Raw genomic sequence first — 25,132 nt, forward strand, 5'->3', positions numbered from 1 at the left:
AGGCCATATAACACTCATTCGAAATTATTGAATGACATCCTCGACTAACACCTCTCATCCTTTGTTTAATCCTCTACTACAATTCGTGCATAGAAACAAAAGGTCAACCGACCTCATCTACCCTATAAAGTTACGGTATAAAAATTATGAGTACACAACGTGAAATCCGCCAAATCATTCCAGCGCAACCAACTTCAGACGGTGATGGCGTAAAAATCAAACGCGTAGCTGGTTTCAACAACGCCTCTTTTTCTCCGTTTTTGATGGTGGATGAGCTTAAATCAGACCAACGTAAAGATTATGTCGGAGGCTTTCCTCCACACCCACATCGCGGAATTGAAACACTGACCTATATGCTAAAAGGCCATTTTGAGCATAAAGATCATATGGGTAATGTAGGTTCGCTTCGCTCGGGTGGCGCTCAATGGATGGCAGCAGGACAAGGTGTGATCCATAGTGAAATGCCTATTATGCAAGATGGCGATTTACACGGTTTCCAAATTTGGATTAATCAGCCAGCGCGCGACAAAATGAAACCAGCGCAATACCATGATTTCCAACCTGAAACCATTACAGAATTCAGAGATGAAGAATTAGGTTTATTGCGAGTATTAGCAGGTGATATCACCGCTAATGGTACCGATTTGCAAGGCCCACTGACCAGAACGGGTGTACCAGCTACGGTTGCTGATTGGCAAACAAATGCTGGCAGTGCAGTTACACTGCAAACACCTAAGCATCACAATGTTATGCTTTACGCCTACAAAGGCAGTATTAAAGTGGGTGAACGAGTTCTAATGCAAGGCGAGTTTGCGTTACTGTCTAGCGGGGAATCATTTTCTATGACGGCGAACGATACGAGTGGTGTGTTGATTTTCAGCGGCGAACCAATCAATGAACCTGTGGTTCACTATGGCCCATTTGTAATGAACTCAATTCAAGAAATTGAACAAGCGATTAATGATTACAACTCAGGCTTATTCCAAACCTATTAATGATTCAATTTGAAAGACTGCTTTGGTTTTTCGATGGCTCGTTGGTTACCGCAATTTGTGTTGTAAGCAACGAGCGCCCAAACAAAAAGAGAATAATCCACTGCCCATTCCTTTTTGCTTTGCCACACTAGTGATTTAACTAGTGTGGCTTTTTCTGATTATAAGTATTCGCACAGATAAGCAGTATCAGTGTCAACTTTGACTTCAAATGAAGCATTGCCCGCCACTTCAAATGCGTCACCACTTTCAAAAGTGGTCCAGTCTTTGTCACCAATTCGCTTAATTGTGAGAGCGCCTTTTACCACTGTCATACATTCTGGGTTACCCGTACTAAACGTGTAACTTCCCGGCAACATAACTCCGACAGTGACATCTTTATCTGCGTGCGTAAAACCTAAAGACTTAACAGAGCCTTCAAAATAAGTGTTTTCCTTAATCATCGTTCTTCCTTGTAAATTATCAATTGATGCTTGATCCAGCGACAGCGTATTGTTTTAACGCATTACCTGTTTTGATTCAAGACGCAAAATACCCAGATTATTTTTATTGAATTATAAATAAGCGCGTCACCCAGCTCGCATTCACGTGTCACACTTGGTCACCCACGTTGTGACTTTTGGTTATTGTCTGTGCTGTAATACACGCCAACCACAATAGTGAAAAAGCGAAATCCGTTCACACACTTTCAAACTCATGCTATTTGATGGTACTTTTAGCAAGCCGTAAGAATGAACTTACAAAATGAACAAGCAGTCGGAGTCGTAAGGATCGGTTGATCCTAAGAATCATATGTCAAAAGAAGCATTATTTAAGTCAGTATTTGCCACTACCTTAGGCGTCGCAGCTTTGCTGTGTGGGGCACTCATTTACTTTGGCTACCAAGCTTATACCAATCCATCCCAAGTATATGGCTCTTGGATTGAAATTAACGCACCAGGCTATCGTACTGAAGTACTCACATTGAGTGACCAAGGTGTGTTCCGCAATCACCGCTTAATCAGCACAAGTTTTGAATATGATGGTAAAAACATCAAGATAGAAACGGGGAAAGGCCGTTCTGTTTATGCGTTGGCCGGAACAGAGAACTCGCCACAATTAAAGCGAATTCAGCCGGCATCTCCAATCCAACGTTTTATTAAACAAGGCTTTGAAGATACCGTTGATTCAGAAAGTGCAGCGGAAACGCGACGCAGCGCAATCACCAGTCACTTCGATCAGAACTAACCAGTCAACACTGTATCTTCCGGATATTTCAAGAGCGTTGGCTGTGGTGTCGCAAGCATATACGCCAATGTTAGCGGCCCGATACGACCAATGATCATCACTACCACCATAATGTATTTACCCGCTTCAGAAAGTTCAGCCGTTAACCCTGTTGACAGCCCGACGGTGGCAAAAGCTGAAATCGTTTCAAACAAGATATGATCAAAGCTGGCATTTTTTTCAGTAATCATTAATAGAAACATAGCAATGGTCAGTAGTGCACCACTGACAACAATAATCGCTAATGCCTTAGTTACCGTTGGCCAGTTAACTGTACGTCGGAACATCACTACATGTCTCTTCTGACGTAAAAACGACCACGTAGCGACAAACGCTACAGCAAAAGTCGAGACTTTAATCCCGCCTCCCGTTGATGTGGAACCCGCACCAATAAGCATCAAAATGATCATCACCAGCAATGCCGGACGAGTATATTGAGCTAAATCGACACTGTTAAAACCTGCGGTTCGAGCGGTTGCAGACTGGAAAAAAGCCGCTAACCATTGCGATTCTAAATCCAGATTTTGCATGGTGTTTGGATTGTGCCGTTCTAACAACCAGAACAACACGGTGCCTATAAACAACAAGGTCGGCGTTGCAGTTAGCATTATTTTGGTATGCAAACTCAGTCGATGTAAGCCTTTACGCCAATTCGTCCAGACATCACCAACAACAGTGAATCCCAACCCGCCAAAGATAAATAAACTGGCAAGAGTAATAATCACTAAAGGATCGCCCACATAGCCCATCATGCTGTCCGAAAACAAGGAGAAACCGGCGTTATTAAACGCTGATATGGCATGAAAAAGCGCGTAAAACAGCCCTGTTGACCACCCTAACTCGGGAACCCAGCGAAACGATAGAATCACAAACCCGATAAATTCTGCGATTAAAGCAAATGTGATGATTCTGGTCACAAGTCTGCGTAGGTTGATAGCTCGATCTTGTCCCAACGCATCTTTCGCCAACGCCTGTTGGTACAAGCTCAGGCGCACACCGAATAGATACAGAAGTACCGCAGACAGAGTCATCTGCCCCAGCCCACCAACTTGCATTAACGCCATCAACAGAATTTTGCCCGCTAAGGTAAAGTGTTGCCCTGTATCAACCACACCAAGACCGGTCACACTGATTGCCGAAGTTGCGGTGAACAGCGCATCGGCAAAGCTTAAGCCGGAAACAGAAAAGACAGGGAGAGTCAGCAAAATAGCGGAAGGTATCAGAACCCAAAGGAAGCTGAGCAAGATAATCTTCGGCTCAGAACTTTTCTTTTCATTATGTTTTTTATCTAGAGGATAGAAAACACCGCTGCGAAATAGACTCATAAAGATTTCAACTTAGCCATTAATACGTCTTTAGGGCCGGCGACAATTAGCATGTCCCCAATTTCCATCACTTTATCAAGGTCGGGATTTTTGATGATTTCTGGGCCACGTTTAAAGCCTAGAACCTGAATCTCATCATTCTGACATAAACTCAGTTGCCCAAGAGTTTTACCCATCAAGCGAGAACCAATCACCACTTCGGTCATGGCAAGATTGCTGCCTAACTCCTGAAATTCTAAGACTCGCTTATCCAACATCTTGCGAGCAACGCGAACACCCATATCGCGCTCGGGCATAATGATGTGGTCAGCGCCAATTTTTTGCAGAATCTTAGCGTGAAACTTGTCGTTCGCTTTTACCCAAACAGACTTCACACCCGACTCTTTCATCACAAGCGTGGTAAGAATCGATGCATTCACATCCTCACCGATTGAAATCATCACCATGTCGTAGTCACTGAGCTTTAACTCTTCCGCGGTATCTTCAAGCGTACAGTTAGCGACAACCGCTTGAGTGACAAACTGCGTTGCAGCTTTGACTTTGTCTTCATTTACATCAACAGCCAGCACTTGTGCACCAGCGTCTGCCAACTCTTGGCAAACCGATAAACCAAAACGCCCTAAGCCGATAACGGCAAATTGCTTATCACGAATTTTCATTTTATGGCCTTACTGACTCAAAGGGTTACTCTGCGCTATTGGCGCTAACCAAACAAATTAAACCATTACCAAACTTGTTGAATACTATTGGACGACTTTTTAGTTAGCATAGAATGCCTTTAAAAATTCGCCACTTAACTCACATAATCTAGAGAACAAACCCACTTTCTGTTAATTTAGATGAGAAAAATGACATCAAATTTGGATGGTTATGAACGAATTATTAACACAGCTTCAAACTTCACAGTACCTCAAAGGCTGGGATAACAGCGTAATTTTCATCACGTTAGCAAGTTTAATTGCTTGGGTGATTTGGCGATTCGTTTATAACCACCTATCCAATATCAGTGAAAAAACCAAGTTTCACTGGGACGACTTAATACTACATGCCTTAAAAACCCCAATCAGTACTTTGATTTGGTGCTGGCCTGCAACCATATCTCTCGGATTGCTGCTGGATGATAACATTCAAAGTAAATTCAGTTGGTTAGCAACAAGTAAAAAGCTCATGCTGGCAGCTGTTTTCATTTGGGTTCTGATTCGCTTAGCCATCAATATCGAGCAATACCTCCTTCAAGACAAGAGTCGTGATGAAACAACCATACAAGCCGCGAGTAAAGTGGCTCGTCTCATCATCTTGACGATAGGTTTACTCACGGTGATGCAAACGCTGGGTGTGAGCTTACGAGGCTTACTAACCTTTGGTGGTGTAGGTGGTTTGATCGTCGGTCTTGCGGCAAAAGATCTACTTTCGAACTTCTTTGGCGGGCTGATGATTTACTTCGATCGCCCTTTCAAAGTAGGAGAATGGATTCGCTCTCCAGACCGCGAAATTGAAGGCACTGTTGAGCGTATTGGTTGGCGTATGACCATCATACGTACATTCGACAAACGACCACTGTATGTACCGAACTCTGTATTCAGCAACATTATTGTTGAAAACCCGTCACGCATGAAGAACCGCCGCATCTATGAAACCATCGGTTTGCGTTATCAAGATGCCGATAAGATGGCAACGATTGTGGCTCAAGTTCGTGAAATGTTAGAAAACCACGAAGATATCGATGCGCAGCAAACCTTAATAGTTAATTTCAATGCATTTGGCGCTTCATCCCTCGATTTCTTTATCTATACCTTCACGGAAACCATTAACTGGGTTCGTTTTCACGAAGTGAAACAGGACGTGATGCTGAAAGTGATGGATATCATTCATCAAAATGGTGCGGATATCGCCTACCCAACTCGCACACTCATGATTGAGCCGAAAGAAGCGCCTTTGTTCGACGAATGATCATTAACCAATAAGATGGAATTTAACGGTTCCCCAACCTACTCAAATAAATCAGGGGAACCATGATATTAAGGACGATTTATGAATAGTACGGCGATGCCGCACCACGCAGTAGACTCCAAACCACGGCTTTTTTGGCAGGGCACAGTTGCCATGCTGCCTCTCAGTGTCGCGGTTCTGCCTTGGGGCTTGCTCGCAGGTTCCTTTGCAATTGAGGCTGGGCTTAACCCCTTTGAAAGCCAAGCTTTGTCGGCAATCTTATTTGCGGGTTCCGCTCAATTGGTCGCAACAGGCATGATAAAAGCGGGCGCAGGCTTAATGACCATGCTGATCACCACCTTCTTCATTACTTCGCGGCACTTTCTTTATAGTGTCTCGATGAGAGAAAAAATCAGCCCACTACCTACCCGTTGGCGTGTGATTCTCGGGTTTCTGCTTACTGATGAACTGTTTGCATTATGTGGTCAACAAAGTGAAAAACAGTTTAACCGCTGGTATGCATTGGGGGCTGGCTTCAGTTTCTATTTAATCTGGAACTTAGCCACTTTGGTCGGCATTGTAGCGGGAAGTTACATTCCGTCGCTCAATTCTATTGGTTTAGAATTTGCAGTTGCAGCGACTTTTATTGCAATTGTTATCCCAAACGTTAAGAGCATTCCGATTCTTATTTCCGTAATTACCGCGTTAATACTGTCTGTCACTCTGACAATCTTTAATGTAAACGGCAGCTTAATGTATGCCAGCGTTGGCGCTATGCTAGCCGGATATTTCAGCGAACTAGCCTTAACGAAAAAGACGCCAAGCAACAAAGAAACGGGAGATAAAGCATGATTATTATCTCCATCTTGGCAATGACCTGTTTGGTGTTTCTCAGTCGATATTTATTTCTTGAACCCAGACTGCCACTAAGACTTAGCCCGGGCGTGCAGAAACTACTTAGCTATTCCAGCCCAGCGGTATTAACGGCAATTTGGGCACCGATCGTTTTTACACACGACAGTCAGCTTAATACCTCAGTCAGCAACCCCTATCTTTGGGCTGCGGTTCTAGCTGGCATTATTGCTTGGAAAACGAACAACGTACTGCTCACTACTGTGGTGAGTATGGCGGTATTTCTGGTGCTTAACTTGGTTGTTTGGGGATAAACCAGAAAAGGGAAAACGAAATCTGTTTTCCCTTCTCACATCACCGATATGAATAAGAGGTAAGAAGGAAATCAACTGCCGATTATTCAGCAGGCCATTCAATCTCGATAAGTGTGGTATCACCGCTTTTTAGACGACCTAGAAAAACATCGCCGCGATGAACTTCTCCCACACCTTGTGGAGTGCCTGTCATGATGATGTCACCATCAAATAAAGTGGTGTAAGACTTTAATTCCTGCAAAATGACATCGGGTTTGAACATCATTTGTTCAACACCACCCGCCTGTACTCGAACGCAGTTGATCAGTAGCTCCAGATGCAGAGAAGCGATATCAATCCCTTCTAGCGGTATAAAACGGCTGAACACTGCTGATCCGTCAAAAGCCTTTGCTCGTTCCCAAGGTAGGCCTTGTTTTTTCAATACAGATTGCTGTTCACGCTTGGTGAGATCCAAACCCAAACCAACCGCAGCATACTGACCATCTTTAATCATGAAACAGATCTCTGTTTCGTAATGCAGAGTCTCCTGATGGAAAGAGTTCAGTATCGAGGTTACGCTGCTGTTGGGCTTGTTAAACACCACCATTTGATCAGGGATGGCATTATTTAACTCTTTAATATGCTCAACATAATTACGTCCAATGCACACCACTTTTGACGGGTAAATCAGTTGCTCATCTAATCGAACCGAGTTCATTTTTCTTCCTTGAACATTGAATGAGCACAAATTTTATCTTATCCATACAATTCAACAACTAAATTGATGGATCTGTTACTAGAACTAAGATCTTTGACCCGATTTTCCAAGTTCAGGACAACTTCGCAATGACCTTTTCGCAAAGTGTTTTTAACGAAATCAGGTCATCCAGTTCAAGGTCAAACTTACATAGCATAGCGTTGGGTACCGATAATGCTTTTTGCTTTAGCGCAAAACCTTCATCCGTTAGGAAAAGCTCTCGCACACGTTCGTCAGACTGACCACGTTTGCGCAGCACAATACCTTTGTTTTCAAGACGCTTTAACAGCGGAGTCAATGTGCCTGAATCGAGGTGCAATCGCTCGCCAAGAATTTTTACGTTAATACCGTTTGTCTCCCACAGTACCATCATCACCAAGTATTGCGCATAGGTAAGATCGAGAGCATCAAGCAATGGTCGATACGCACGAATCACAGCGTTGGCTGCGCTATACAAAGGAAAACACACTTGTTTATCAAGCAGTAACAGCTCTTCTGTAGCAAGTGAATCCGTACTCTTGCCTGTTCCACAATGACTCATGTTTCTCTCTCTCAAAAATAAATTGTGCACAATATACTTGCATTCGACCTAAAGATCGATTTAATATTGCAAACAATTAGATTGCACACAACATATATTAAGGTGATAAACATGGCGACTATCTACACAACTAAAGCAACAGCACTAGCAGGCCGTAACGGTAAAGTTTCAACAGATGACGGTTTACTGTCTGTAGACTTGAGCTACCCAAAAGAAATGGGCGGTAACGGTACAGCGACAAACCCAGAGCAACTATTTGCAGCAGGCTACTCAGCATGTTTCTCAAACGCGATTCTTCATGTTGCTCGCGAAGCAAAAGTAGCGCTTAAATCCGCTCCTGTAACCGCTGAAGTGGGTATTGGTCCTAACGAAACTGGTGGTTTCGCTCTAACTGTTAGCCTAGATGTTCAGTTAGATCTTGAAGACGCGCAAGCGGTTGAACTAGTGAAAACGGCTCACCAAGTATGTCCTTACTCAAACGCAACTCGTGGCAATATCGCAGTTGGTCTGACAGCGAATGGCATAAAAATCGCTTAATTTTTTGCATGTGTATTCAACAAGCTCGCCAAGTGCGAGCTTTTTTTTTGCAAGTCACAATAATGACAACAAGTTGAAATCAAACCGTCACGTAATCCGTCTACCTTTAGACGCAGCAATGAAATTGGGTCAGATACTCTATGTATTTGTCACTCATAATGTTTGCTTGGTTTAAATACTCCCAAGATAAATCCTTTTGACCAAACATTCGTTTGGTCTTTTTTTTGCACCACATCACAGCGTTGTGCGCCATGAAGATGCACATAACGTTCTTGCTCAAACACGCAACATTTTCATAACTTATTGTAAATTAATAAAAATAATTGTTGGCACAGTAAATGCTATATAGAAAATACAAATGCAGGCAGCGTTTGTGCTTCTTTTCAGTGATAAGGCAGAAATCACTGGTCACTTCATGTTCTTTCGACCTCCTTCTAGGAGGTCTTTTTTTATCTGTAACTTACCTCAAAGATTCTGAACAGCTTCAACAGATAATCGACATTGGTTTCACTATAAATAGAACGTATGATTCACCCTATTATCTACTTTGTATAAGCATTTCAAATGAACGGAAAACACCAGCCGATCCATGGCGCTTTTTGGATGTTAACAGCGGGGTTAGCTTTTGCTGTTGTGAACAGCGTGACGCAAATTGCGACCATCAAGTTCGGACTTACTTCAACTACGGTGGCTTTGATTCAATACGCAGTCGCTATTGTGGTTATCCTTCCCTATCTCAAAACGCTGGGCATTCGCCGATCTTTACGTACCCAACATTTTGGCTGGCACGTATTTCGTGTTTTCCTAGCCGTAATCGGTATTCAGTTGTGGTTATGGGCACTCGCCTACCCTGTGCCTATCTGGCAAGGCATTGCTTTGCTGATGACATCTCCACTATTTGCCACCGTCGGCTCTGGCTTAATTCTGAAAGAAAAAGTAGGAATCGCTCGCTGGGGTGCAACGCTGACAGGATTTATCGGCGCAATGATCATTCTTGAACCGTGGGCTGAAGACTTTAGCTGGGCAACACTGCTTCCTGTTGGCGCGGCGTTTTTTTGGGCATGTTATTCACTGATGGTAAAGAAACTCTCTTCCGTCGATAACCCGTCCACTATGGTTGTTTACCTGTTGCTGTTAATTACACCCTTTAACTTACTTTTGGCGATTCCTGAATGGCAAACACCTGTCGGCGGTACGTTATGGGTATTACTTATTGCTGCTGGCGCGATGACAGCCTTAGCTCAGTGGTCGATAGTTAAAGCATACTCTGTAGCGGATGCGTCCTTCGTACAGCCTTTCGACCATGCAAAACTGCCGTTGAATGTTCTTGCTGGCTGGATGGTTTTCGGTTGGGTTCCACCGGGTAGACTATGGCTTGGGGCAATCATTATCATCTTGTCTGTCGCCTTCATTACTCAGTGGGAAGCAAAAAAGAGCCACGTTGAAATAAAAACCGCCTGAGTTCGTTCTTATGTTGTAAGTGATCAAACGAAGGTTAACTGGGTATCTATCAGCCATGACAAAGCCAATTAAAATAACTTTATATCGATGGGCAGGCAGCTTCGGCCCATTTAAAGTGAACATTCCGTGCGGTGAATGCACACTGACAAAAGACATACTGCTCGATACGTTTAAAAACGAACTCGCAGACGTTCCTGTTGAATTAGAAGTGAAAGACTGGCTATCGCATTGGTGGGAACCTTTGAAGCACGGAGCTTGGCATGCGCCAATTGTTATCCTTGAAGGGCAAGTCGTGAGCCAAGGAGAAGCCCTAAACCGAGGTCTGCTGGTACAAGCTGCGATTAAAGAATGGACAAAGCGTGACTCGTTGAAGGGCAATATCGTGTTTGGTAAAGAGACCTGCCCTTACTGTGCCAAAGCAAAACAGTTGCTGGACAAATCTGGCATCAATTACCAGTACCATGATGTGGTAAAAGACGGCGCGGCGCTGTACAGAATGATTCCCGAGGTGAAAGCCATTATCGGAGAAAAAACGCCCGTGACGGTTCCGCAAATTTGGATTGAAGGCAACTACATAGGTGGATGCATCGATTTAGAAACATGGTTAGCGCAGCGAGATTTGAATCAAGAAGGCCTATCGAACGGAGAAAATGTTCATCCGATTCATCGCAAAGAGATTGGCTAAAACCATCTCCAATCGATTAAGCAAAAGCCCTGAGACTATTAACCTCAGGGCTTTTTAATTACTGAAAGATTTTCTTAACAAACATCTTTATACGCGATGATTTCTTCGCTTTAGCTTTTCCGTAAAGCGTTTCTTTCATCACTTGTTTAACAACCACTTCACCCGCCACCATATAGGCTGATGCTAATTGAAAATTCATAGCTGTCTGCGAAAACTCAGTTAGCTTCTTTTCGGCTGCTGATAGGTTTTTCCTGCTGCTTGGTAAGTATCTTTATGTTTAACATCAAAATGGATATCAAAGAACCAAGCGACAAACTTAATCACATCGTCACCTTCATTCATAATATGCTCGACAAACTCTTGCTCTTCGCCTTGTTCATCCTGCTGCAAAAAGACGTGATAAATGCGTTGCTCACCATCAACTTCCGCCAATGCAAACTGACCAGTTAACGACTGAGCCGCTTCCGCAACCTCTTTATCTTCGCTCGCTTTTAGCAGCTCCAGAGCCTGAGGCAGGTTCTCTTTCTCACATAAGCTTTTTACTAAAGCTTCAAATTCGTTTTGCTGCATAAAATCTCTCCTCAATAAAGTACGCGGCGGATTATATACGTAAAGCGGCAGACAAAGCATCTTCACGTACATCTTTAAAACATAGATGGTTAAAACATAAAAAAGCCCCATCAAACGATAGGGCTCTTAAAACATTAATGAACCAACGACTAACCTTCTTGAGGAACGTCTTTGGTATTTGAAGCAAGCATGCTCTCTTTCGAGTCGAGAATTTTATCGAGCTGATCACGTCGAGCAAGGAACACGGACATCTCCTTTTTCGGCACCGAAGTTGCCATTGGGATATTCGCTTTCATTGCATCAACCGGACGACCACGAACGATCAATTCATAGTGCAAATGCGGACCAGTTACACGCCCTGATTTACCCGACAAACCAATGCGTTGACCGCGAGTAACTTTTTGCCCTTTACGCACCAGTATCTTGCTCAAATGCAAATAACGAGTGCTATAGGTGTTGTCATGTTTAATCACAACATAGTTACCCGCATACGGATGGTTACGAGTCATGATCACTTCACCATCACCGGTTGACAGGATTGGCGTACCTATCGGAGTCGCGAAATCCGTACCATTGTGCGGTGCATACTGTCCAGTTACAGGGTGATGACGATTAGGATCGAAGCCTGATGACATTCTCCAATGTGTTTTTGTTGGATAACGTTGAAAAGCACGTTGAAGACTGTTGCCATCTTTGTCGTAATACTGGCCATCTTTGTATAAATACGCAGAAACTTCGCTATTACGGCTATAAATTTTAATCGCTTGAATTTCTCGGTTGCCTGTCAGTTTTTCACCGACATACTGGCGAGATTGCACCACTTCAAACTGGTCACCAGCACGTAAATCTCGGCCAAAATTCACTTTGTCCTTCAACAACGCGACAATTTGATCGATCTCAGCACTGCCCAAACCAACCTTATTCGCAGACTGTGAAAAACTACCCCGAATTTCACCGACAAGAGCAAACTCTTTCCATCGGCTAGGTAAAGTTACGTCCTTATATTCAAAACTTCCATCTTCAACACGCGAATAAACCGCTCGCTCAACCAAACTAAACTCTAACTCCATCTTCGCCAGAGTTCGTTTGTTATCGCCTGACCAGAAACGCAGTATGTTGCCAGGCTTCAATGTATCCAGTGCCAGATAGTTTAAGTCGGTTTCCATTATCTTCATCAGCTCTTGGTAGGAAAAACCAAGCTGATTAAAGATGCTACTTAAATTATCACCGGATTTGATTACATATTCGTAATCAGGAAGTGGCAAACTCTCTTGCTTTGACTCGCCAAAAATCGATTCTACTACGTCTGATTCTTGGATAGATAAAGCAATACGTCGCTGATTTGACTCAGGATTTGACGATAACAAGATGGCTGCAGCAGCTACAATAGGTAACCCTAATGCAAAGGCTTTCTTTCTTTTTGAAAGCTCTGAAAATCGCAAAATAACAGATTTTGAAAGCACAACCTTACCTGTGTAAATCATTTAAAAAGAGGCACAGATTACGGCTTTCTTAACAAAAAGTCATTATTGAGCGAGTAAAGAATAGTAAAAAGGCACAAAAGTGCCTTTTTAGAAGTACTGTTTATAGTGCAAGTTTAGCCTTCAGTAGCCAATCAACATTACTTTTAACTATATGGTATCTAAACTAATTTATTGGTGTGTGGATACCATGCAGTTATCTTCGCCATAGCCATTGGGAATATATTGATCAGCCTGTGGATCATTCACCCAAAGTTCTTCGTCTAAAAGATAACGGAACTGGTAATTAGAATCTTTTGGTAGGCGGGTTTTAAACTTAAACACACTGGATTTTGCAACTTTCTTCATCGGCTGAGGCTGCCAATCAAGAAAATCAGCAACAATAGCGACATTCGATGCGACATCAGGTGCATCCAGCTCAAATGTCACTTCTACTTCATCTTTTGTCTTAAAGAAACGCTTATTAATCATGTCAAACTCCATTTTTTGCTCAAAAAGTGTTCTGCTAGGCAAATGATAGAAACTCAAAAATAAACTTTCAACTTCAGCCAAGAAGTTTCCTCAAACAACTGAGTATCACTAAGCCATTATCCTACTATGCACCTACCCTGCTGAAACTGCGTTCCTAATTGGATAGAGATAGCTGATATTTCTCCGATATCGAAAACAGTATAGACACAGATTCCGTTGCTGCCTCAGAAAAAGCCACATTATTTTCATGGCTTAAAAGTGTCACGGTTACGTTGCCACCATTTTGTACCAACGATTGTACATCAACACGATCCCCTAAAAGCTGGCTGCTGACCATCACCATTCGAGATCTGAGTGAGTCATATTTAAATAAGGCTAAATAGTTGAACACGCCTGAGCCCTGATTCGAAACACGAATCACCGAAAGGTAACCATGTTGCTCTTCAAAGCCTTCCAGTTTAAGCATTAGTTGAGTATCCAATGCGACAGAGCCACGCTCGCTTCCCGAATCATAAGTGCCGCCCACCCAGCGCTGCTGCTCATCCCAAGACTCCATAAATGCAAAGCTTGGGGTTTCAGGAACCGGAACGGTGATTGGGTTGGGTACGTCCAATCCAAAAACAGCTTGAGCGATCGGGTCTTGCTTTATTGTTGTGGTAGGAAATTTCGCCATGATCTCTTGATCAGAAAGTGAGAAGCGATAGACCCCCGCCACCACAACGATAACGAGTAAAACAATAGGAGTGAGCAAAATCAGAGGAATAGGTAAAAGACGTTTTTTCATAATGTTTATAGTTTGATGTTTTATAAGGCGCGGACACTATAACTCAAGCCTTCCGACTTTGAGAGTACTAAGCCAACAGACTATTAGTAAAAATTCATTACGATCGCTTTGCTATAGTGTCATTTTTACCCGCGAGGCACTGTAATCTAGGGAAACTTTGCAGCTAAAAATCTATCTGAATCCTACCTTTACAGGATAGGAAATGAGCGTAGAATCAGACGCCGTTCGATTACCACACCATATTTAAGGCTATTGATATGTTTGCCATCTATGAATCCCATAAAGCAGGTCTGTTCAAAAGTAAGCATTGGTTAAACAATTTAAGTGCGGGATTGATTGTCGGGGTGGTTGCTCTTCCTTTAGCAATGGCATTCGCGATTGCATCAGGGGTGAAACCTGAACAAGGTATTTATACTGCAATTATTGCTGGCTTAATTGTTTCTATATTTGGCGGCTCGCGAGTTCAAATCGCAGGTCCTACTGGCGCATTTATCGTTATTTTGGCGGGGATTGTTGCTCAGCATGGCGTTGGTGGATTACAAATCGCGACCATGATGGCGGGTGTCATTCTGCTTGTTCTTGGTGTAACCAAACTCGGCAGTATCATTCGCTATATCCCAGATCCTGTTATCGTCGGCTTTACCAGTGGTATTGGCGTCATCATTTGGGTCGGTCAATGGCAAGATTTCTTTGGTCTGCCTCAGATCAGCGGTGCGCATTTTCATCAAAAACTGATTTCTATTTTCCACGCGTTCCCACAATTTCACTTAACAACCACCTTATTAGCCTTATTATCTTTGGTATTGGTCATTGCAGCGCCTAAAATTCCAAAGTTGTCACGCATTCCGGGACCTTTACTGGCACTGGTAGTGGTGACCACATTGCAGTATGTCATCGGCTTTGATGGCGTGCGTACCATAGGTTCAGCTTTTGGAGGTATTCCTCAAGGTTTACCAGAGCTTTCCGTCCCTGATATCTCTTTTTCTCAGATTATTCAGTTGATCGGTCCTGCCTTTGCTATCGCTATGCTCGGTGCAATTGAATCTCTACTTTCTGCGGTTGTTGCTGATGGTATGGCGGGCACCAAACACAATTCAAACCAAGAGTTAGTGGGCCAGGGCATTGCCAATATCATCGCACCTATTTTTGGTGGTATTGCAGCTACAGGCGCTATTGCCCGTACCGCAACCAATATTCGCAATGGGGGTAATAGCCCACTAGCCGGCATTATTCACGCCTTAACACTTGTCGTCATCTTACTCGTTTTAGCGCCACTGGCAGTCAACATTCCATTGGCAACGCTTAGCGCGATTCTATTCGTCGTTGCTTGGAATATGAGTGAAATTCCACACTTCGTTAAACTGGTTAAACGCGCTCCCAAGGCGGATGTGGTTATTCTGCTTATTACCTTTAGCTTGACTGTTTTTGCAGACCTTGTAGTGGCGGTAAACATAGGTGTGATTATTGCTATTCTTCACTTTGTTAAACGCATGGCTTCAAGCGTTGAAGTGAAAGCATCAACACCTGAAGAATTAACCCCTGATTTACAGCGTCATGGAAAGAGCGCATTACCACGAGAATTGGCTATTTATGCACTCGATGGACCGTTCTTTTTTGCCGCAGCGGAAACGTTTGAACGTGTGATGACCAGCATTCAGGAAACTCCGAAGATTCTTATCATCCGTTTAAGATGGGTACCGTTTATGGACATTACCGGACTGCAAGCTCTCGAAGAAATCATCGAAAACTTCCATCATAAAAATGTCACGGTACTCATATCAGGTGCAAATCCGCGTGTCACCCAAAAGCTCGACAGGGCGGGAATTATTCAACTTGTGGGTGAAGAGAATGTGTATAAAGAATTCGATGACGCGTTACGTATCAGCTTAAATACCATCGATAAAAATTCATTAACAAATTCAGACCCAACCTAACGCGAAAAAGCAAACATCTCCCCTTGTCAATCCTTAGATTCTAGCTCTTGGTCGAATAACCAAGAGCTTTTCTTTATAATTCTGTAACTTATAGAAAGCAAACCTCTTTCGACCCGCATTTCGATCTACAAGTCTGTGCCCAACTTCACATTAAGCACACAAATGATTTTATACAAATCCTTCACCAGTGTAACAATAACGAAACAAATCACCATGATTTGCCATTCTCAGAGTGCAAAGGAATGAATATTTACTCTTTTTTGATGAATAGTATTGCTTAGGCTTCAAAAAATAGATATTCTCGCGCCAATGAGTAAATACGGATGTTTAGTGAATTAATATACCAAGGACATGGTGTTAATTGACTAGTAGTAACACGAGAAAAATAATGCAAGATAACGCTCAAACACTAGATACTCCAGTAGAACAGAAATCTTCTGGAAGTTTATGGATGTTCCTGATCCCTTCTCTGATCGGGGTGTTCCTATTTATGGCACCGATCAGTTATGACGGTTCATTCACCATTCCTGTCGCTGTATTAGCAAAATCAGTACAAGCTTTGTTTGGTGACTCTTTAGTTGCAATTATTACCACTATTATTGCATTTATGTCGGTTGCTTCTTTTGCGACGAAACTTTTCAAACCGGCATTCATTGTTGAGAAGCCATTCTTAAACAACCTATTTAACCCTTCTTGGTTATGGTTAGCTGTACGTGTCATTGGCGGTGCAGCGGTAATCATGACTTTCTTCAAAGTTGGTCCTGAAGCTATCTGGGAAGGAGACACGGGTGGTTTAGTTCTGGAAAGCTTATTACCAACGCTATTCTCGGTGTTCATTTTTGCAGGTCTGCTACTGCCACTACTGCTTAACTTTGGTTTGTTAGAACTAATGGGCGCGCTACTAAGCAAAATCATGCGTCCTCTGTTTAACCTACCGGGCCGCAGTGCAATTGACTGTGTGGCTTCTTGGTTAGGTGACGGCAGCGTAGGTATCCTACTGACAAGTAAGCAATATGAAGACAAATTCTACACTCAACGTGAAGCAGCTGTTGTCGGTACAACCTTCTCAGCAGTATCTATCACGTTCAGTCTAGTGGTTATTGCTCAGGTAGAATTGGAACATTTATTCCTGCCATTTTACGGCGCTATCTGTTTAGCTGGTTTTGTTGCGGCGATCATTATTCCTCGCCTGCCACCATTAAGCTTGAAGAAGAACACTTTCATTGATGGTTCAAAACCTGATGCGGATGCAGATACGATTCCAGCAGGTCACTCGTCTTTTTCTTGGGGTATGGAGCTTGCACTAACGAAAGCTGGCCAAGTGAAATCATTCAAGTCAGTGTTTGGCGAAGGTATTCGTAACGCTATCGACATGGTATTCGGTGTACTTCCAGTTGTTATGGGTCTAGGTACTGTTGCTCTTGTTATTGCTGAATACACCTCTGTGTTCTCGATTCTAGGTCAACCATTTATTCCTTACCTAGAGCTATTAGGCGTACCAGAAGCGGTTCAAGCATCTCAAACAATTGTGGTTGGCTTTGCAGACATGTTCATTCCTGCAATCCTTGCAGCTTCAATTGATAATGAGATGACTCGCTTTGTTATCGCAGCAATGTCTGTTACTCAGCTTATTTACATGTCTGAAGTCGGTGCGCTAATGCTAGGCAGCCGTATTCCGGTTAACTTCGTAGAACTGTTTGTTATCTTCATTCTACGTACATTAATCACACTACCGGTTATCGCTGGTGTTGCACATTTGATTTTCTAATTTCAGACTCGCAAACAAAAGGCTTCACTCGTTGAAGCCTTTTTTATTCCCTTGTGCTGAAATGATATAAAACTCCCTCCATATCTATCCTCAGAATTTCATTCACCTCATTGCATAAAACTCCAGTTATTAGTCCTAAACAACCTAGCTTAAGCACTATAAGTCTTAATAAAAAATAGAACTGGCTAGATATGCACCGTATAATTTCGTAGGAAAACTCTTAATAGATCGTTTTGCAGACGATTTATGTACAAATAGCGCTCAACATATAAAAGTGAATGAATGGAATGAAACGGATTTTAGCTGCTTCTCTACTCTTTATTAGTACTTTCGCGTCAGCGTATGACTTAACTGTAAGACTGCCAGATCAAGCACCAGTTGTATTGTCGATGCATCAGCTCAAAAGCGAGTTACCTGTTGTGAGTTTTACCACTAGCACTCCTTGGGGAAGCAACCCTGACGCCGCAGTCTTTACTGGTTTCACCATGATCGATTTGTTGAGTTATTTAAAAACCAAAGATGTAGCCAGTGTTTCCTTTATCGCTTTGAACGACTACTCATCCACAACTTCTATTGATGATTTGAAGCGCTACACTCCAATTGTGGCTTACGCCATTAATGGCGAACCCATGCGAGTACGCGACAAAGGCCCATTCTGGTTTATTTACGATATGTCAACGTTTCCGCAAACAGATACGCCGGAATACCACACTCAAATGGTATGGCAAATCAAAGAGATATCGATTAAATACAAATGATTGCAGCCTCTCAAAGTAAGCAGTTACATCCTTTAATTCAACGAACAAAGACGTTATTACTGATCGTCTCTGTTGTTTTAATGATCGCTAATCTCTATACGCTAACTTCAACCAAGGAGTTAGCTCGTTCCTACACCTATAAGCAACATAAAGCCACTTGGTTTTTGTTCTACCTAACCAAAGAGTTTACAGAGCTGGTATCTATCATGCCTCATGCTCTCGATACCCCAGAAGATCTCGAAAATGTGAAGCTAAAATATGAGCTTACTTGGAGCCGTTTTGATCTGATTTTACATAACAGCGAAGCGGATGAATTCTTAGAAATAGACGGCACGCTGCACTACTTCAAAAATACATTTGACCATTTCAAGCTACTAGAATCCTTATTGGTGAGCATTAACGACGAGCAGTCACTCGCTAATTTCACAACGAGAACCGAAGCTCTTTATCAGGACGTGATTCAATACATTAACGATAACTTCAAAATTCAAAGCCCTATGTATTTAGAGCAGAAGGCGCAAGCTGAGTATGTGACTAATATTCAATATGCACTCATTCTGCTATTGTTTTTCTCTATCGGATTGGTGAGTTTCATTTGGTACAAAGAAGCTCAATACCATCGTTTGTTAGCGTTAACGGACCCGCTGACCGATATCGGCAACCGATTGTCGATGTTTCGCTCCATTTCACATCGACCTAATAGTAGTCATTACTCGCTGTTCCTGTTGGATCTCAACGGTTTTAAAGCCATCAATGATGACTTTGGGCATTTGGCTGGTGATTCTGTTTTACAACAGGTAACCAAACGTTTGTCTCATATTCCGACCTTCGATTATGAACTTTTCCGTATGGGTGGTGATGAGTTTGCACTCATTATTAACAGTGTAGAGCCGCTGGAGCTAGAAGGGATGAAAAGTCTTATTGAGCAGTGTTTTGAACACGAATTTGTTGTCGGCGACAATCAATATCGCGCTTTAAATACCAGTATTGGCATCAGCTCCTATCCAAATGATGCTAACGACATTAACCAATTAATTCACATTGCCGACCAAAAAATGTATGTAATGAAGCATCAAAAAAAAGGCCCCTCATTATGAGGGGCAAGGTTACCATCGCTTTATAGTTATATAGTGTTAGCCAGTAAGCATTGTCAGTGATGACATCTCTTTGGTGAATGCGTTGCGATTAACCGAAATCACCGTTCACGTAGCCTTTTGTTCTGTCATCTTTTGGTTGACTGAAAATCACCTGAGTATCGTCATGCTCAACTAACTCCCCCATCAGGAAGAATGCGGTGCGGTCAGAAATACGACGCGCTTGCTGCATTGAGTGAGTAACGATAACGATGGTGTAGTTTTTCTTCAACTCTTCCATCAACTCTTCAATTTTGTGTGTTGCAATTGGGTCAAGAGCTGACGTCGGTTCGTCCATCAGGATCACATCCGGTTCCATTGCGATAGTACGAGCAATACATAGACGTTGCTGCTGACCACCCGATAAACCAAACGCGTGTGACTTCAAACGATCTTTCACTTCATCCCAAAGCGCTGCACCACGCAGTGAACGTTCTACCACTTCATCAATATGTTTCTTATCTTTCACACCTTGAGCACGCAGACCGTACGCCACGTTTTCGTAGATGCTCATAGGGAATGGGTTCGGCTTTTGGAAAACCATACCTACACGAATACGGATATCTGCAACATCAACGTTACCATAAATATCCTGACCATCCATCTCAAGCTTGCCTTTGATGGTGACGCCTTCGATAAGATCGTTCATGCGGTTCAAGCAGCGTAATAGCGTTGATTTACCACAACCAGATGGACCAATCAGCGCCGTCACTTGACGAGTAGGAATTGGCAGGTTGATAGATTTCAGCGCTTGGTTTTCGCCGTAGAATAAATCCAGATTTTCAATATTAAATTTGTTCATTGTCGTGTCTCTTAAATTCTGTCAGTCGTATCGGATTAGTAAGTTGCCGTGTTGAATCGCTTAGCGATTAACTTGGTAACCATGTTGATGAGCAACACAACAACAATCAGCACAGTGGCTGTTCCGTACGCTTGATTCCACTCTTCAATCGTGAATAGTTCAGTTGTCAGTTTGTAAAGGTGAACCGTCAATGTTCGACCTGAATCCAAAAGAGAATCAGGAACACGAGCTACCATACCTGCGGTTAAGAACACCGGTGCTGATTCACCGATAACGCGGCCAATACTCAAAATGACAGAAGTTAGAATACCTGGGATCGCACTTGGCAAAATGAGACGCCAGATGGTGTAAATTTTTGAAGCGCCAAGACCATAAGAGCCTTCGCGATACGTTTGTGGTACCGCCATTAATGCTTCTTCTGTGGTACGAATGATCACTGGCAGAATCAGGATACTTAGGGTTAATGCACCCGAAAGAATCGAGAATCCTAAACCAAGAATCACAACAAAGAACGTCATACCAAACAGACCAAAGATGATCGATGGAATACCCGCTAATGATTCGGTACAGAAACGGATTATCTTCACCAGCTTACTGCCGACTTTGGCATATTCGGTAAGATAGATCGCCGTCATGATACCCATCGGTGCCGCAACCGCGATTGAAGCTACCACCATATAAATGGTTGAGATGATCATCGGGAAAATACCGTGTTCATCACCAGTACGAGTGTAGTCGTCCGTGACGAAGGCCCAATCCACGTGTTTTAAACCGTTAGATAGGATGTACCAGATAATCCAGAACAGAAAACCAACCGTTAAAGCCGCCGCAAGCCAGATAAACGCTCTTAAAACGTTGTCTTTAAATTCACGTGCTTGTTTTAGTTTTGCGCGATCCGCTCTTTTTTGATTTGCGAAACTCATAATCGTTACCTCGCTTTCTCACGGTTTAGGTACAGAAGAGCCGCGTTAAGCATCATGATAAACACAAGCAACACAACACCTGTTGCATACAGCGCGTTGGCGTGAACGCCACTGGCATAAGACATTTCAATCGCAATGTTCGCCGTTAAAGTACGCGCAGAGTCAAGAATACCTTCAGGCATTGCTGGCGCGTTACCCATCACCATGATGATCGCCATGGTTTCACCAAGTGCACGGCCAATGCCCAGAATCACGCCAGTCATAATGCCTGAACGTGCCGCCGGAACGAGAAGTTTGAAAATGGTGTAGATATTTGAAGCGCCAAGAGCCAGAGAACCTTCTTTATAAGCGTGAGGTACAGCTCGAATCGACGTTTCAGATACAGTGATTACAGTTGGCAGAATCATCACACCAAGAACAATAATCCCAGCTAGGATTGTGTTACCCGCCGGTACTTGGAAAATGTTCTGGATTAGTGGAACGATAATGACTAGGCCGAAGAAGCCATAAACAACCGAAGGGATACCCGCCAATAATTCAACCGCTGGGCGAATGATGTCCGCAACACTTTTAGGAGCAATCTCTGCGATAAAAATTGCCGTCAGCACACCGATAGGAACACCAACAATTACCGCTCCGAAAGTAGAAACAACCGATGCCACAATCATGGTAGCCACACCGTATAACGCCGGAGGTAACCAGTCTTGGCCAAGAACGATTCCAGAAACGCCAACTTCTTGGAATGCAGGAATACTCTCTCTAACGATGAAGTAGGCAATAACAGCTAGAGAAACGATACCGATAACGGCACTCGTCAAAAACAAACCGTGGAAGAAACGCTCCTTCCAATCTACGCGCTTTTGTGCACGCAGTTTACGCTTTGCTTGCGTCTTTTCGATATCCATAAGCTTGTCACTATTTGCGATGGTCATAGATGTTCTCAATCTCACCTACCGAGCTAGCTAACATTCATTAGTTCGCCGGTATGTAATACAAAAGCCCAGCCCAAGGCGGGCTGAGCAAAGCTTAAATATTTAAATCTTAGTTCACTGAGATGTAGTGGTGTGAAGCAACGATTTTTTGAGCTTCATCCGATAGCATCCAATCTAGGAACTTTTGCGTTGATGCAGATGGAGCACCTTTCTTGTAAAGCACTAGGAAAGGACGAGCAACTTTGTAGCTGCCTGATTTAACGTTCTCTACAGTTGCAGGGCTACCGTCGATTGCAAGAGCATGAACAGAACCGTCTACAGTACCTAGAGAGATGTAGCCAATCGCATATGGGTTAGAAGCAACCATAGTTTTTAGACCACCGTTACCGTTCGCAACTTGTGCACGCTGAGAGATAGCTGAAACTTCTTTACCAGAAACTTTTTTCTTAAGTTCCATGATTTCTTCGAACGCGCCACGAGTACCAGAAGCTGTATCACGAGTGATTGCTACGATTGGTTTGTCTTCACCACCAACTTGTTTCCAGTTAGTGATTTCGCCTTTGTAGATTTCAGAAACTTGCTCTGCTGTTAGGCCTTTCACTTTGTTACTTGGGTGAACAACTACCGCGATACCATCGCGAGCAATCACTTCTTCTACTAGGTTTGATTCTTTTTCAGAGTCTTTCAGACCACGAGAAGACATACCAATATCTGCACTGCCATTCTTCGCTGCTTTGATACCAGCAGAAGAGCCTGGGCCTTGTACTTCAATAAAAACGTCCGAGTTTGTTTTCATGTATGTTTCTGAGAAAACTTCCATCAGTGGTGTTACGCTGCTAGAACCCACTGCTGAGATAGTTTCTTTTGCGGAAACAGGGCTAATTGCTAGGGCGCCTAGAAGAGCGATTGCACCGATTACTGTCTTTTTCATCACATTCTTTCCTTAAGTGGCTAATTTATTTGCCGTTGATTTACTGGAACGGGATTCACTTTAGAATCCAAATGTGACAGTTGTGTTTCAGTTCGTTGAAAACTGCATGACAAATTGAAATAAAGCCCTCAAAACATATGTACCCAGTTTCTCATTTCAAATAAAATTTCAATTGGGAACGTTATCATCTGAGTAAAAATCAGACAATCTTCAAAAAGGCAGCACAAATGCTCAAATACTAGGCAAAACTTGACTATTTTGAAGTTAGAGATAATTGAATTATTACTCTAAATCGATAAACTCCCTAAGTTACAAAAATATCAAATAATAATTACTACTATTTACATAAGGATAAATCATGCGAAAGCTGATCTCCGGGTTGTCTATCAAGTTACAGGTTGTCGTGCCTGTGCTTGTTACTATGCTTCTTCTGACTGTTGGTATTACATATAGCTCATCAAGTCTTAAAACTGCGTTCAAAAATGTTACTCAATCCACCGAGCAGCTTGTTGAGCACAAAGATGATGTTACTAATATTGTTAACAACACCTATAGTATGCGCATCAGTGCTATCTATAGTTTGTTCACTCCTGACGAAGTCGCACGTCTTCAATCCGTACTAAAAGAGAACGAAGCAAAGAACCTTCAGCTTCTTCAATCTCTAAACACAGTTCAAGGTCTACAGCCAGAAGTTACCTCGTTACAAAAAGCGATGAAGTACTATGTAGATTACTCTCTTAACACTATGATCCCCTTGCTTAAAACTAAGCATAACCAAACCAATCTTGATTCAAGCTTTGACAGTAAATATCAGCAAGCCTCTGCCGCGTACAGAGATGCTGGCGCGCAAATGGTCAAAGCGATTGAAGCACTTTCAAGCAGGCTCAACGTGCTTGCGCTGGAAAGTGTCAGAGCTTCCGAAAATCATCACGGTACAGTAATGCAAAACTCCATGATTGGATTTGTCACCGTGTTGATTCTTGCAGCACTTTGCAGTTGGCTTTTAGCGGGTATCATCGTTAAGCCGATTCAGAGTCTACAAACGATTATGCGTGAAGTTGCGAAAGGTAACTTGCTAGTTGAAGCTGAAGTTGAAGGCAACAACGAAGTGAGTGCGCTAACTCGAGACATCAACGCCACAACCAAACAGCTGCGCCAAACAGTTGAAACATTAATCCGTATTAGTGTCGAAGTCGCTTCAGCTTCAACAGAACTTGCGGCAGTGATGACACAATCAAGTGTTAACTCTGACCAAGAAAAGCAAGAAGTGGAACAAGTGGCTTCAGCGGTAAACCAGCTTGAAAGTGCCGCTCAGAGTGTGACCGACAATGCTTCTCAAGCAGAACAAGCTGCGCAACAAGCAAATCAGCAAGCAAAAGAGAGCTTGGCGATATTCGAACAAAGCCACAAAGCAAGTATCGATATGGCTCGCCAGCTTAATGAAGCAGCATTGGTTGTGAATGGTTTGAAAGAACAGTCTGAGCAAATTGGTCAGGTCATCGAAGTGATTGAAGGCATTTCTGAACAAACCAACTTGCTGGCTTTGAACGCGGCAATTGAAGCGGCGCGTGCCGGAGAAAGCGGTCGTGGCTTTGCTGTCGTTGCCGACGAAGTCCGTATGCTCGCGGCACGTACTCAGCAATCTACTCAGGAAATTCAGCTCATCATTGAAGAGCTGCAAAGCAAATCTGGCATTGCGAATGACAGTATGAATATGAGCTTGAAGATGATTGAAACCAATCAAGCATTGGGCGATCAGGTAAGTGAATATCTCAACAATATTAGTCTGGCGATTTCGGAACTGAATGGCATCAACACGCAAGTTGCCTCAGCTTCTGAAGAACAAAACCATGTGACTTCGGATATTAACCGCAACTTGGCAACTATCTATGAATTGGTAAGCCAGAACGTTGCTGGTATTACCCAGTCAGCGGCAGCAAGCCAAGAACTGTCTGCACTTGCAGAGCAGCAGAAAGAACAACTTAGCCACTTCCGCGTTTAAACCGT

27 protein-coding genes are annotated in these 25,132 nt (G+C 43.0%); 13 read left to right on the forward strand and 14 right to left on the reverse strand.

The window, feature by feature from the left end; genetic code table 11:
* Positions 1-146: 146 nt before the first annotated feature.
* The gene (locus L3V23_RS08770; RefSeq protein WP_042485544.1) at positions 147-995 is read left to right on the forward strand and encodes a pirin family protein; all 849 of its coding nucleotides are present in this window, start codon (positions 147-149) and stop codon (positions 993-995) included.
* A gap of 158 nt (positions 996-1,153) precedes the next feature.
* Here L3V23_RS08770 and L3V23_RS08775 read toward each other — a convergent pair whose 3' ends face one another.
* On the reverse strand, positions 1,154-1,435 hold the full coding sequence (locus tag L3V23_RS08775; protein WP_042485543.1) for a pyrimidine/purine nucleoside phosphorylase: 282 nt from the start codon (positions 1,433-1,435) through the stop codon (positions 1,154-1,156).
* Positions 1,436-1,784: 349 nt separating this feature from the next.
* Here L3V23_RS08775 and L3V23_RS08780 point away from each other — a divergent pair, with 349 nt between their 5' ends.
* Complete coding sequence (locus tag L3V23_RS08780; RefSeq protein ID WP_042485539.1) at positions 1,785-2,219, forward strand: DUF2850 domain-containing protein; 435 nt, start codon at positions 1,785-1,787, stop codon at positions 2,217-2,219.
* On the opposite strand, the gene L3V23_RS08785 is transcribed toward L3V23_RS08780, so the two are convergent.
* Positions 2,216-3,583 (reverse strand): TrkH family potassium uptake protein, encoded by a 1,368-nt coding sequence (locus tag L3V23_RS08785; protein WP_102962424.1) that lies wholly within the window; start codon positions 3,581-3,583, stop codon positions 2,216-2,218. The genes L3V23_RS08780 and L3V23_RS08785 overlap by 4 nt on opposite strands.
* Complete coding sequence (locus L3V23_RS08790; protein ID WP_042485535.1) at positions 3,580-4,242, reverse strand: TrkA family potassium uptake protein; 663 nt, start codon at positions 4,240-4,242, stop codon at positions 3,580-3,582. The genes L3V23_RS08785 and L3V23_RS08790 overlap by 4 nt, the downstream gene beginning before the upstream one ends.
* Before the next feature lie 211 nt (positions 4,243-4,453).
* On the opposite strand from L3V23_RS08790, the gene L3V23_RS08795 reads away from it, so the two are divergent.
* The 3 genes from L3V23_RS08795 to L3V23_RS08805 all read left to right on the forward strand — a co-directional run bounded on the left by L3V23_RS08795 (position 4,454) and on the right by L3V23_RS08805 (position 6,678).
* Positions 4,454-5,533, forward strand: a complete 1,080-nt coding sequence (locus tag L3V23_RS08795; protein WP_180980393.1) for a mechanosensitive ion channel family protein — start codon at positions 4,454-4,456, stop codon at positions 5,531-5,533.
* Between the two features lie 81 nt (positions 5,534-5,614).
* Positions 5,615-6,364: an AzlC family ABC transporter permease gene (locus L3V23_RS08800; protein ID WP_102987167.1), complete on the forward strand. Its 750-nt coding sequence runs from the start codon at positions 5,615-5,617 to the stop codon at positions 6,362-6,364.
* A complete protein-coding gene (locus L3V23_RS08805) occupies positions 6,361-6,678 on the forward strand; it encodes an AzlD domain-containing protein (RefSeq protein ID WP_102987166.1) in 318 nt (105 codons plus the stop codon). Before L3V23_RS08800 ends, L3V23_RS08805 begins: the two co-directional genes overlap by 4 nt.
* 82 nt (positions 6,679-6,760) lie before the next feature.
* On the opposite strand, the gene L3V23_RS08810 is transcribed toward L3V23_RS08805, so the two are convergent.
* Positions 6,761-7,375, reverse strand: a complete 615-nt coding sequence (locus L3V23_RS08810) for a fumarylacetoacetate hydrolase family protein (protein WP_237292202.1) — start codon at positions 7,373-7,375, stop codon at positions 6,761-6,763.
* Between the two features lie 112 nt (positions 7,376-7,487).
* Complete coding sequence (locus L3V23_RS08815; protein WP_102962419.1) at positions 7,488-7,955, reverse strand: MarR family transcriptional regulator; 468 nt, start codon at positions 7,953-7,955, stop codon at positions 7,488-7,490.
* Between the two features lie 111 nt (positions 7,956-8,066).
* Here L3V23_RS08815 and L3V23_RS08820 point away from each other — a divergent pair, with 111 nt between their 5' ends.
* The 3 genes from L3V23_RS08820 to L3V23_RS08830 all read left to right on the forward strand — a co-directional run bounded on the left by L3V23_RS08820 (position 8,067) and on the right by L3V23_RS08830 (position 10,638).
* Positions 8,067-8,492: an organic hydroperoxide resistance protein gene (locus L3V23_RS08820; RefSeq protein ID WP_237292203.1), complete on the forward strand. Its 426-nt coding sequence runs from the start codon at positions 8,067-8,069 to the stop codon at positions 8,490-8,492.
* Between the two features lie 564 nt (positions 8,493-9,056).
* Positions 9,057-9,953, forward strand: a complete 897-nt coding sequence (locus L3V23_RS08825) for a DMT family transporter (RefSeq protein WP_102953684.1) — start codon at positions 9,057-9,059, stop codon at positions 9,951-9,953.
* A gap of 55 nt (positions 9,954-10,008) precedes the next feature.
* A complete protein-coding gene (locus tag L3V23_RS08830; protein ID WP_237292204.1) occupies positions 10,009-10,638 on the forward strand; it encodes a glutaredoxin in 630 nt (209 codons plus the stop codon).
* Between the two features lie 58 nt (positions 10,639-10,696).
* Here L3V23_RS08830 and L3V23_RS08835 read toward each other — a convergent pair whose 3' ends face one another.
* The 5 genes from L3V23_RS08835 to L3V23_RS08855 all read right to left on the reverse strand — a co-directional run bounded on the left by L3V23_RS08835 (position 10,697) and on the right by L3V23_RS08855 (position 13,944).
* Entirely contained in the window at positions 10,697-10,837 is a 141-nt protein-coding gene (locus L3V23_RS08835; protein WP_171136917.1) for a hypothetical protein, read from the reverse strand.
* A 20-nt stretch (positions 10,838-10,857) separates the two neighbouring features.
* Positions 10,858-11,208, reverse strand: a complete 351-nt coding sequence (locus L3V23_RS08840) for a hypothetical protein (protein ID WP_042485511.1) — start codon at positions 11,206-11,208, stop codon at positions 10,858-10,860.
* A gap of 149 nt (positions 11,209-11,357) precedes the next feature.
* A complete protein-coding gene (locus tag L3V23_RS08845) occupies positions 11,358-12,671 on the reverse strand; it encodes a peptidoglycan DD-metalloendopeptidase family protein (RefSeq protein ID WP_237292205.1) in 1,314 nt (437 codons plus the stop codon).
* A gap of 189 nt (positions 12,672-12,860) precedes the next feature.
* Positions 12,861-13,160, reverse strand: coding sequence for an isoamylase early set domain-containing protein (locus L3V23_RS08850; protein WP_042485941.1), 300 nt, complete (start codon positions 13,158-13,160; stop codon positions 12,861-12,863).
* 154 nt (positions 13,161-13,314) lie between these two features.
* Positions 13,315-13,944 carry a hypothetical protein gene (locus L3V23_RS08855; RefSeq protein ID WP_102953687.1) on the reverse strand — a complete coding sequence of 210 codons (630 nt, stop codon included), beginning with the start codon at positions 13,942-13,944 and terminating at the stop codon, positions 13,315-13,317.
* A gap of 257 nt (positions 13,945-14,201) precedes the next feature.
* Between L3V23_RS08855 and L3V23_RS08860 the strand changes: the two genes are divergently transcribed.
* From L3V23_RS08860 to L3V23_RS08875, 4 genes are all read left to right on the forward strand, one after another.
* Positions 14,202-15,878 carry a SulP family inorganic anion transporter gene (locus tag L3V23_RS08860; protein WP_042485505.1) on the forward strand — a complete coding sequence of 559 codons (1,677 nt, stop codon included), beginning with the start codon at positions 14,202-14,204 and terminating at the stop codon, positions 15,876-15,878.
* Positions 15,879-16,266: 388 nt separating this feature from the next.
* Positions 16,267-17,646 (forward strand): YjiH family protein, encoded by a 1,380-nt coding sequence (locus L3V23_RS08865; protein ID WP_237292206.1) that lies wholly within the window; start codon positions 16,267-16,269, stop codon positions 17,644-17,646.
* Positions 17,647-17,933: 287 nt separating this feature from the next.
* Entirely contained in the window at positions 17,934-18,404 is a 471-nt protein-coding gene (locus L3V23_RS08870; protein ID WP_237292207.1) for a molybdopterin-dependent oxidoreductase, read from the forward strand.
* The gene (locus L3V23_RS08875) at positions 18,401-19,501 is read left to right on the forward strand and encodes a GGDEF domain-containing protein (protein ID WP_237292208.1); all 1,101 of its coding nucleotides are present in this window, start codon (positions 18,401-18,403) and stop codon (positions 19,499-19,501) included. Before L3V23_RS08870 ends, L3V23_RS08875 begins: the two co-directional genes overlap by 4 nt.
* Before the next feature lie 88 nt (positions 19,502-19,589).
* Here the strand turns inward: L3V23_RS08875 and pstB are convergent, their stop codons facing one another.
* The 4 genes from pstB to L3V23_RS08895 all read right to left on the reverse strand — a co-directional run bounded on the left by pstB (position 19,590) and on the right by L3V23_RS08895 (position 23,125).
* Complete coding sequence (gene pstB, locus L3V23_RS08880) at positions 19,590-20,339, reverse strand: phosphate ABC transporter ATP-binding protein PstB (protein ID WP_042485491.1); 750 nt, start codon at positions 20,337-20,339, stop codon at positions 19,590-19,592.
* A gap of 35 nt (positions 20,340-20,374) precedes the next feature.
* The gene (gene pstA, locus L3V23_RS08885; RefSeq protein WP_102953690.1) at positions 20,375-21,262 is read right to left on the reverse strand and encodes a phosphate ABC transporter permease PstA; all 888 of its coding nucleotides are present in this window, start codon (positions 21,260-21,262) and stop codon (positions 20,375-20,377) included.
* Positions 21,263-21,267: 5 nt separating this feature from the next.
* Positions 21,268-22,194, reverse strand: coding sequence for a phosphate ABC transporter permease subunit PstC (gene pstC, locus L3V23_RS08890; RefSeq protein WP_102967605.1), 927 nt, complete (start codon positions 22,192-22,194; stop codon positions 21,268-21,270).
* Between the two features lie 109 nt (positions 22,195-22,303).
* Entirely contained in the window at positions 22,304-23,125 is an 822-nt protein-coding gene (locus L3V23_RS08895; RefSeq protein ID WP_102953691.1) for a phosphate ABC transporter substrate-binding protein, read from the reverse strand.
* Between the two features lie 358 nt (positions 23,126-23,483).
* Between L3V23_RS08895 and L3V23_RS08900 the strand changes: the two genes are divergently transcribed.
* On the forward strand, positions 23,484-25,127 hold the full coding sequence (locus L3V23_RS08900) for a methyl-accepting chemotaxis protein (RefSeq protein WP_042485479.1): 1,644 nt from the start codon (positions 23,484-23,486) through the stop codon (positions 25,125-25,127).
* The last annotated feature ends 5 nt before the right edge of the window (positions 25,128-25,132 follow it).

It is taken from the genome of Vibrio sp. A1-b2 (assembly GCF_021726015.1).
In the GTDB taxonomy this organism is placed as follows: domain Bacteria; phylum Pseudomonadota; class Gammaproteobacteria; order Enterobacterales; family Vibrionaceae; genus Vibrio; species Vibrio diazotrophicus.

Coding starts and splice junctions, on each gene's coding strand:
- L3V23_RS08770 (WP_042485544.1), top strand. CDS start 147: ATGAGTACACAACGTGAAATCCGCCAAATCATTCCAGCGCAACCAACT.
- L3V23_RS08775 (WP_042485543.1), bottom strand. CDS start 1,435: ATGATTAAGGAAAACACTTATTTTGAAGGCTCTGTTAAGTCTTTAGGT.
- L3V23_RS08780 (WP_042485539.1), top strand. CDS start 1,785: ATGTCAAAAGAAGCATTATTTAAGTCAGTATTTGCCACTACCTTAGGC.
- L3V23_RS08785 (WP_102962424.1), bottom strand. CDS start 3,583: ATGAGTCTATTTCGCAGCGGTGTTTTCTATCCTCTAGATAAAAAACAT.
- L3V23_RS08790 (WP_042485535.1), bottom strand. CDS start 4,242: ATGAAAATTCGTGATAAGCAATTTGCCGTTATCGGCTTAGGGCGTTTT.
- L3V23_RS08795 (WP_180980393.1), top strand. CDS start 4,454: ATGAACGAATTATTAACACAGCTTCAAACTTCACAGTACCTCAAAGGC.
- L3V23_RS08800 (WP_102987167.1), top strand. CDS start 5,615: ATGAATAGTACGGCGATGCCGCACCACGCAGTAGACTCCAAACCACGG.
- L3V23_RS08805 (WP_102987166.1), top strand. CDS start 6,361: ATGATTATTATCTCCATCTTGGCAATGACCTGTTTGGTGTTTCTCAGT.
- L3V23_RS08810 (WP_237292202.1), bottom strand. CDS start 7,375: ATGAACTCGGTTCGATTAGATGAGCAACTGATTTACCCGTCAAAAGTG.
- L3V23_RS08815 (WP_102962419.1), bottom strand. CDS start 7,955: ATGAGTCATTGTGGAACAGGCAAGAGTACGGATTCACTTGCTACAGAA.
- L3V23_RS08820 (WP_237292203.1), top strand. CDS start 8,067: ATGGCGACTATCTACACAACTAAAGCAACAGCACTAGCAGGCCGTAAC.
- L3V23_RS08825 (WP_102953684.1), top strand. CDS start 9,057: ATGAACGGAAAACACCAGCCGATCCATGGCGCTTTTTGGATGTTAACA.
- L3V23_RS08830 (WP_237292204.1), top strand. CDS start 10,009: ATGACAAAGCCAATTAAAATAACTTTATATCGATGGGCAGGCAGCTTC.
- L3V23_RS08835 (WP_171136917.1), bottom strand. CDS start 10,837: ATGAATTTTCAATTAGCATCAGCCTATATGGTGGCGGGTGAAGTGGTT.
- L3V23_RS08840 (WP_042485511.1), bottom strand. CDS start 11,208: ATGCAGCAAAACGAATTTGAAGCTTTAGTAAAAAGCTTATGTGAGAAA.
- L3V23_RS08850 (WP_042485941.1), bottom strand. CDS start 13,160: ATGATTAATAAGCGTTTCTTTAAGACAAAAGATGAAGTAGAAGTGACA.
- L3V23_RS08855 (WP_102953687.1), bottom strand. CDS start 13,944: ATGAAAAAACGTCTTTTACCTATTCCTCTGATTTTGCTCACTCCTATT.
- L3V23_RS08860 (WP_042485505.1), top strand. CDS start 14,202: ATGTTTGCCATCTATGAATCCCATAAAGCAGGTCTGTTCAAAAGTAAG.
- L3V23_RS08865 (WP_237292206.1), top strand. CDS start 16,267: ATGCAAGATAACGCTCAAACACTAGATACTCCAGTAGAACAGAAATCT.
- L3V23_RS08870 (WP_237292207.1), top strand. CDS start 17,934: ATGAAACGGATTTTAGCTGCTTCTCTACTCTTTATTAGTACTTTCGCG.
- L3V23_RS08875 (WP_237292208.1), top strand. CDS start 18,401: ATGATTGCAGCCTCTCAAAGTAAGCAGTTACATCCTTTAATTCAACGA.
- pstB (WP_042485491.1), bottom strand. CDS start 20,339: ATGAACAAATTTAATATTGAAAATCTGGATTTATTCTACGGCGAAAAC.
- pstA (WP_102953690.1), bottom strand. CDS start 21,262: ATGAGTTTCGCAAATCAAAAAAGAGCGGATCGCGCAAAACTAAAACAA.
- pstC (WP_102967605.1), bottom strand. CDS start 22,194: ATGACCATCGCAAATAGTGACAAGCTTATGGATATCGAAAAGACGCAA.
- L3V23_RS08895 (WP_102953691.1), bottom strand. CDS start 23,125: ATGAAAAAGACAGTAATCGGTGCAATCGCTCTTCTAGGCGCCCTAGCA.
- L3V23_RS08900 (WP_042485479.1), top strand. CDS start 23,484: ATGCGAAAGCTGATCTCCGGGTTGTCTATCAAGTTACAGGTTGTCGTG.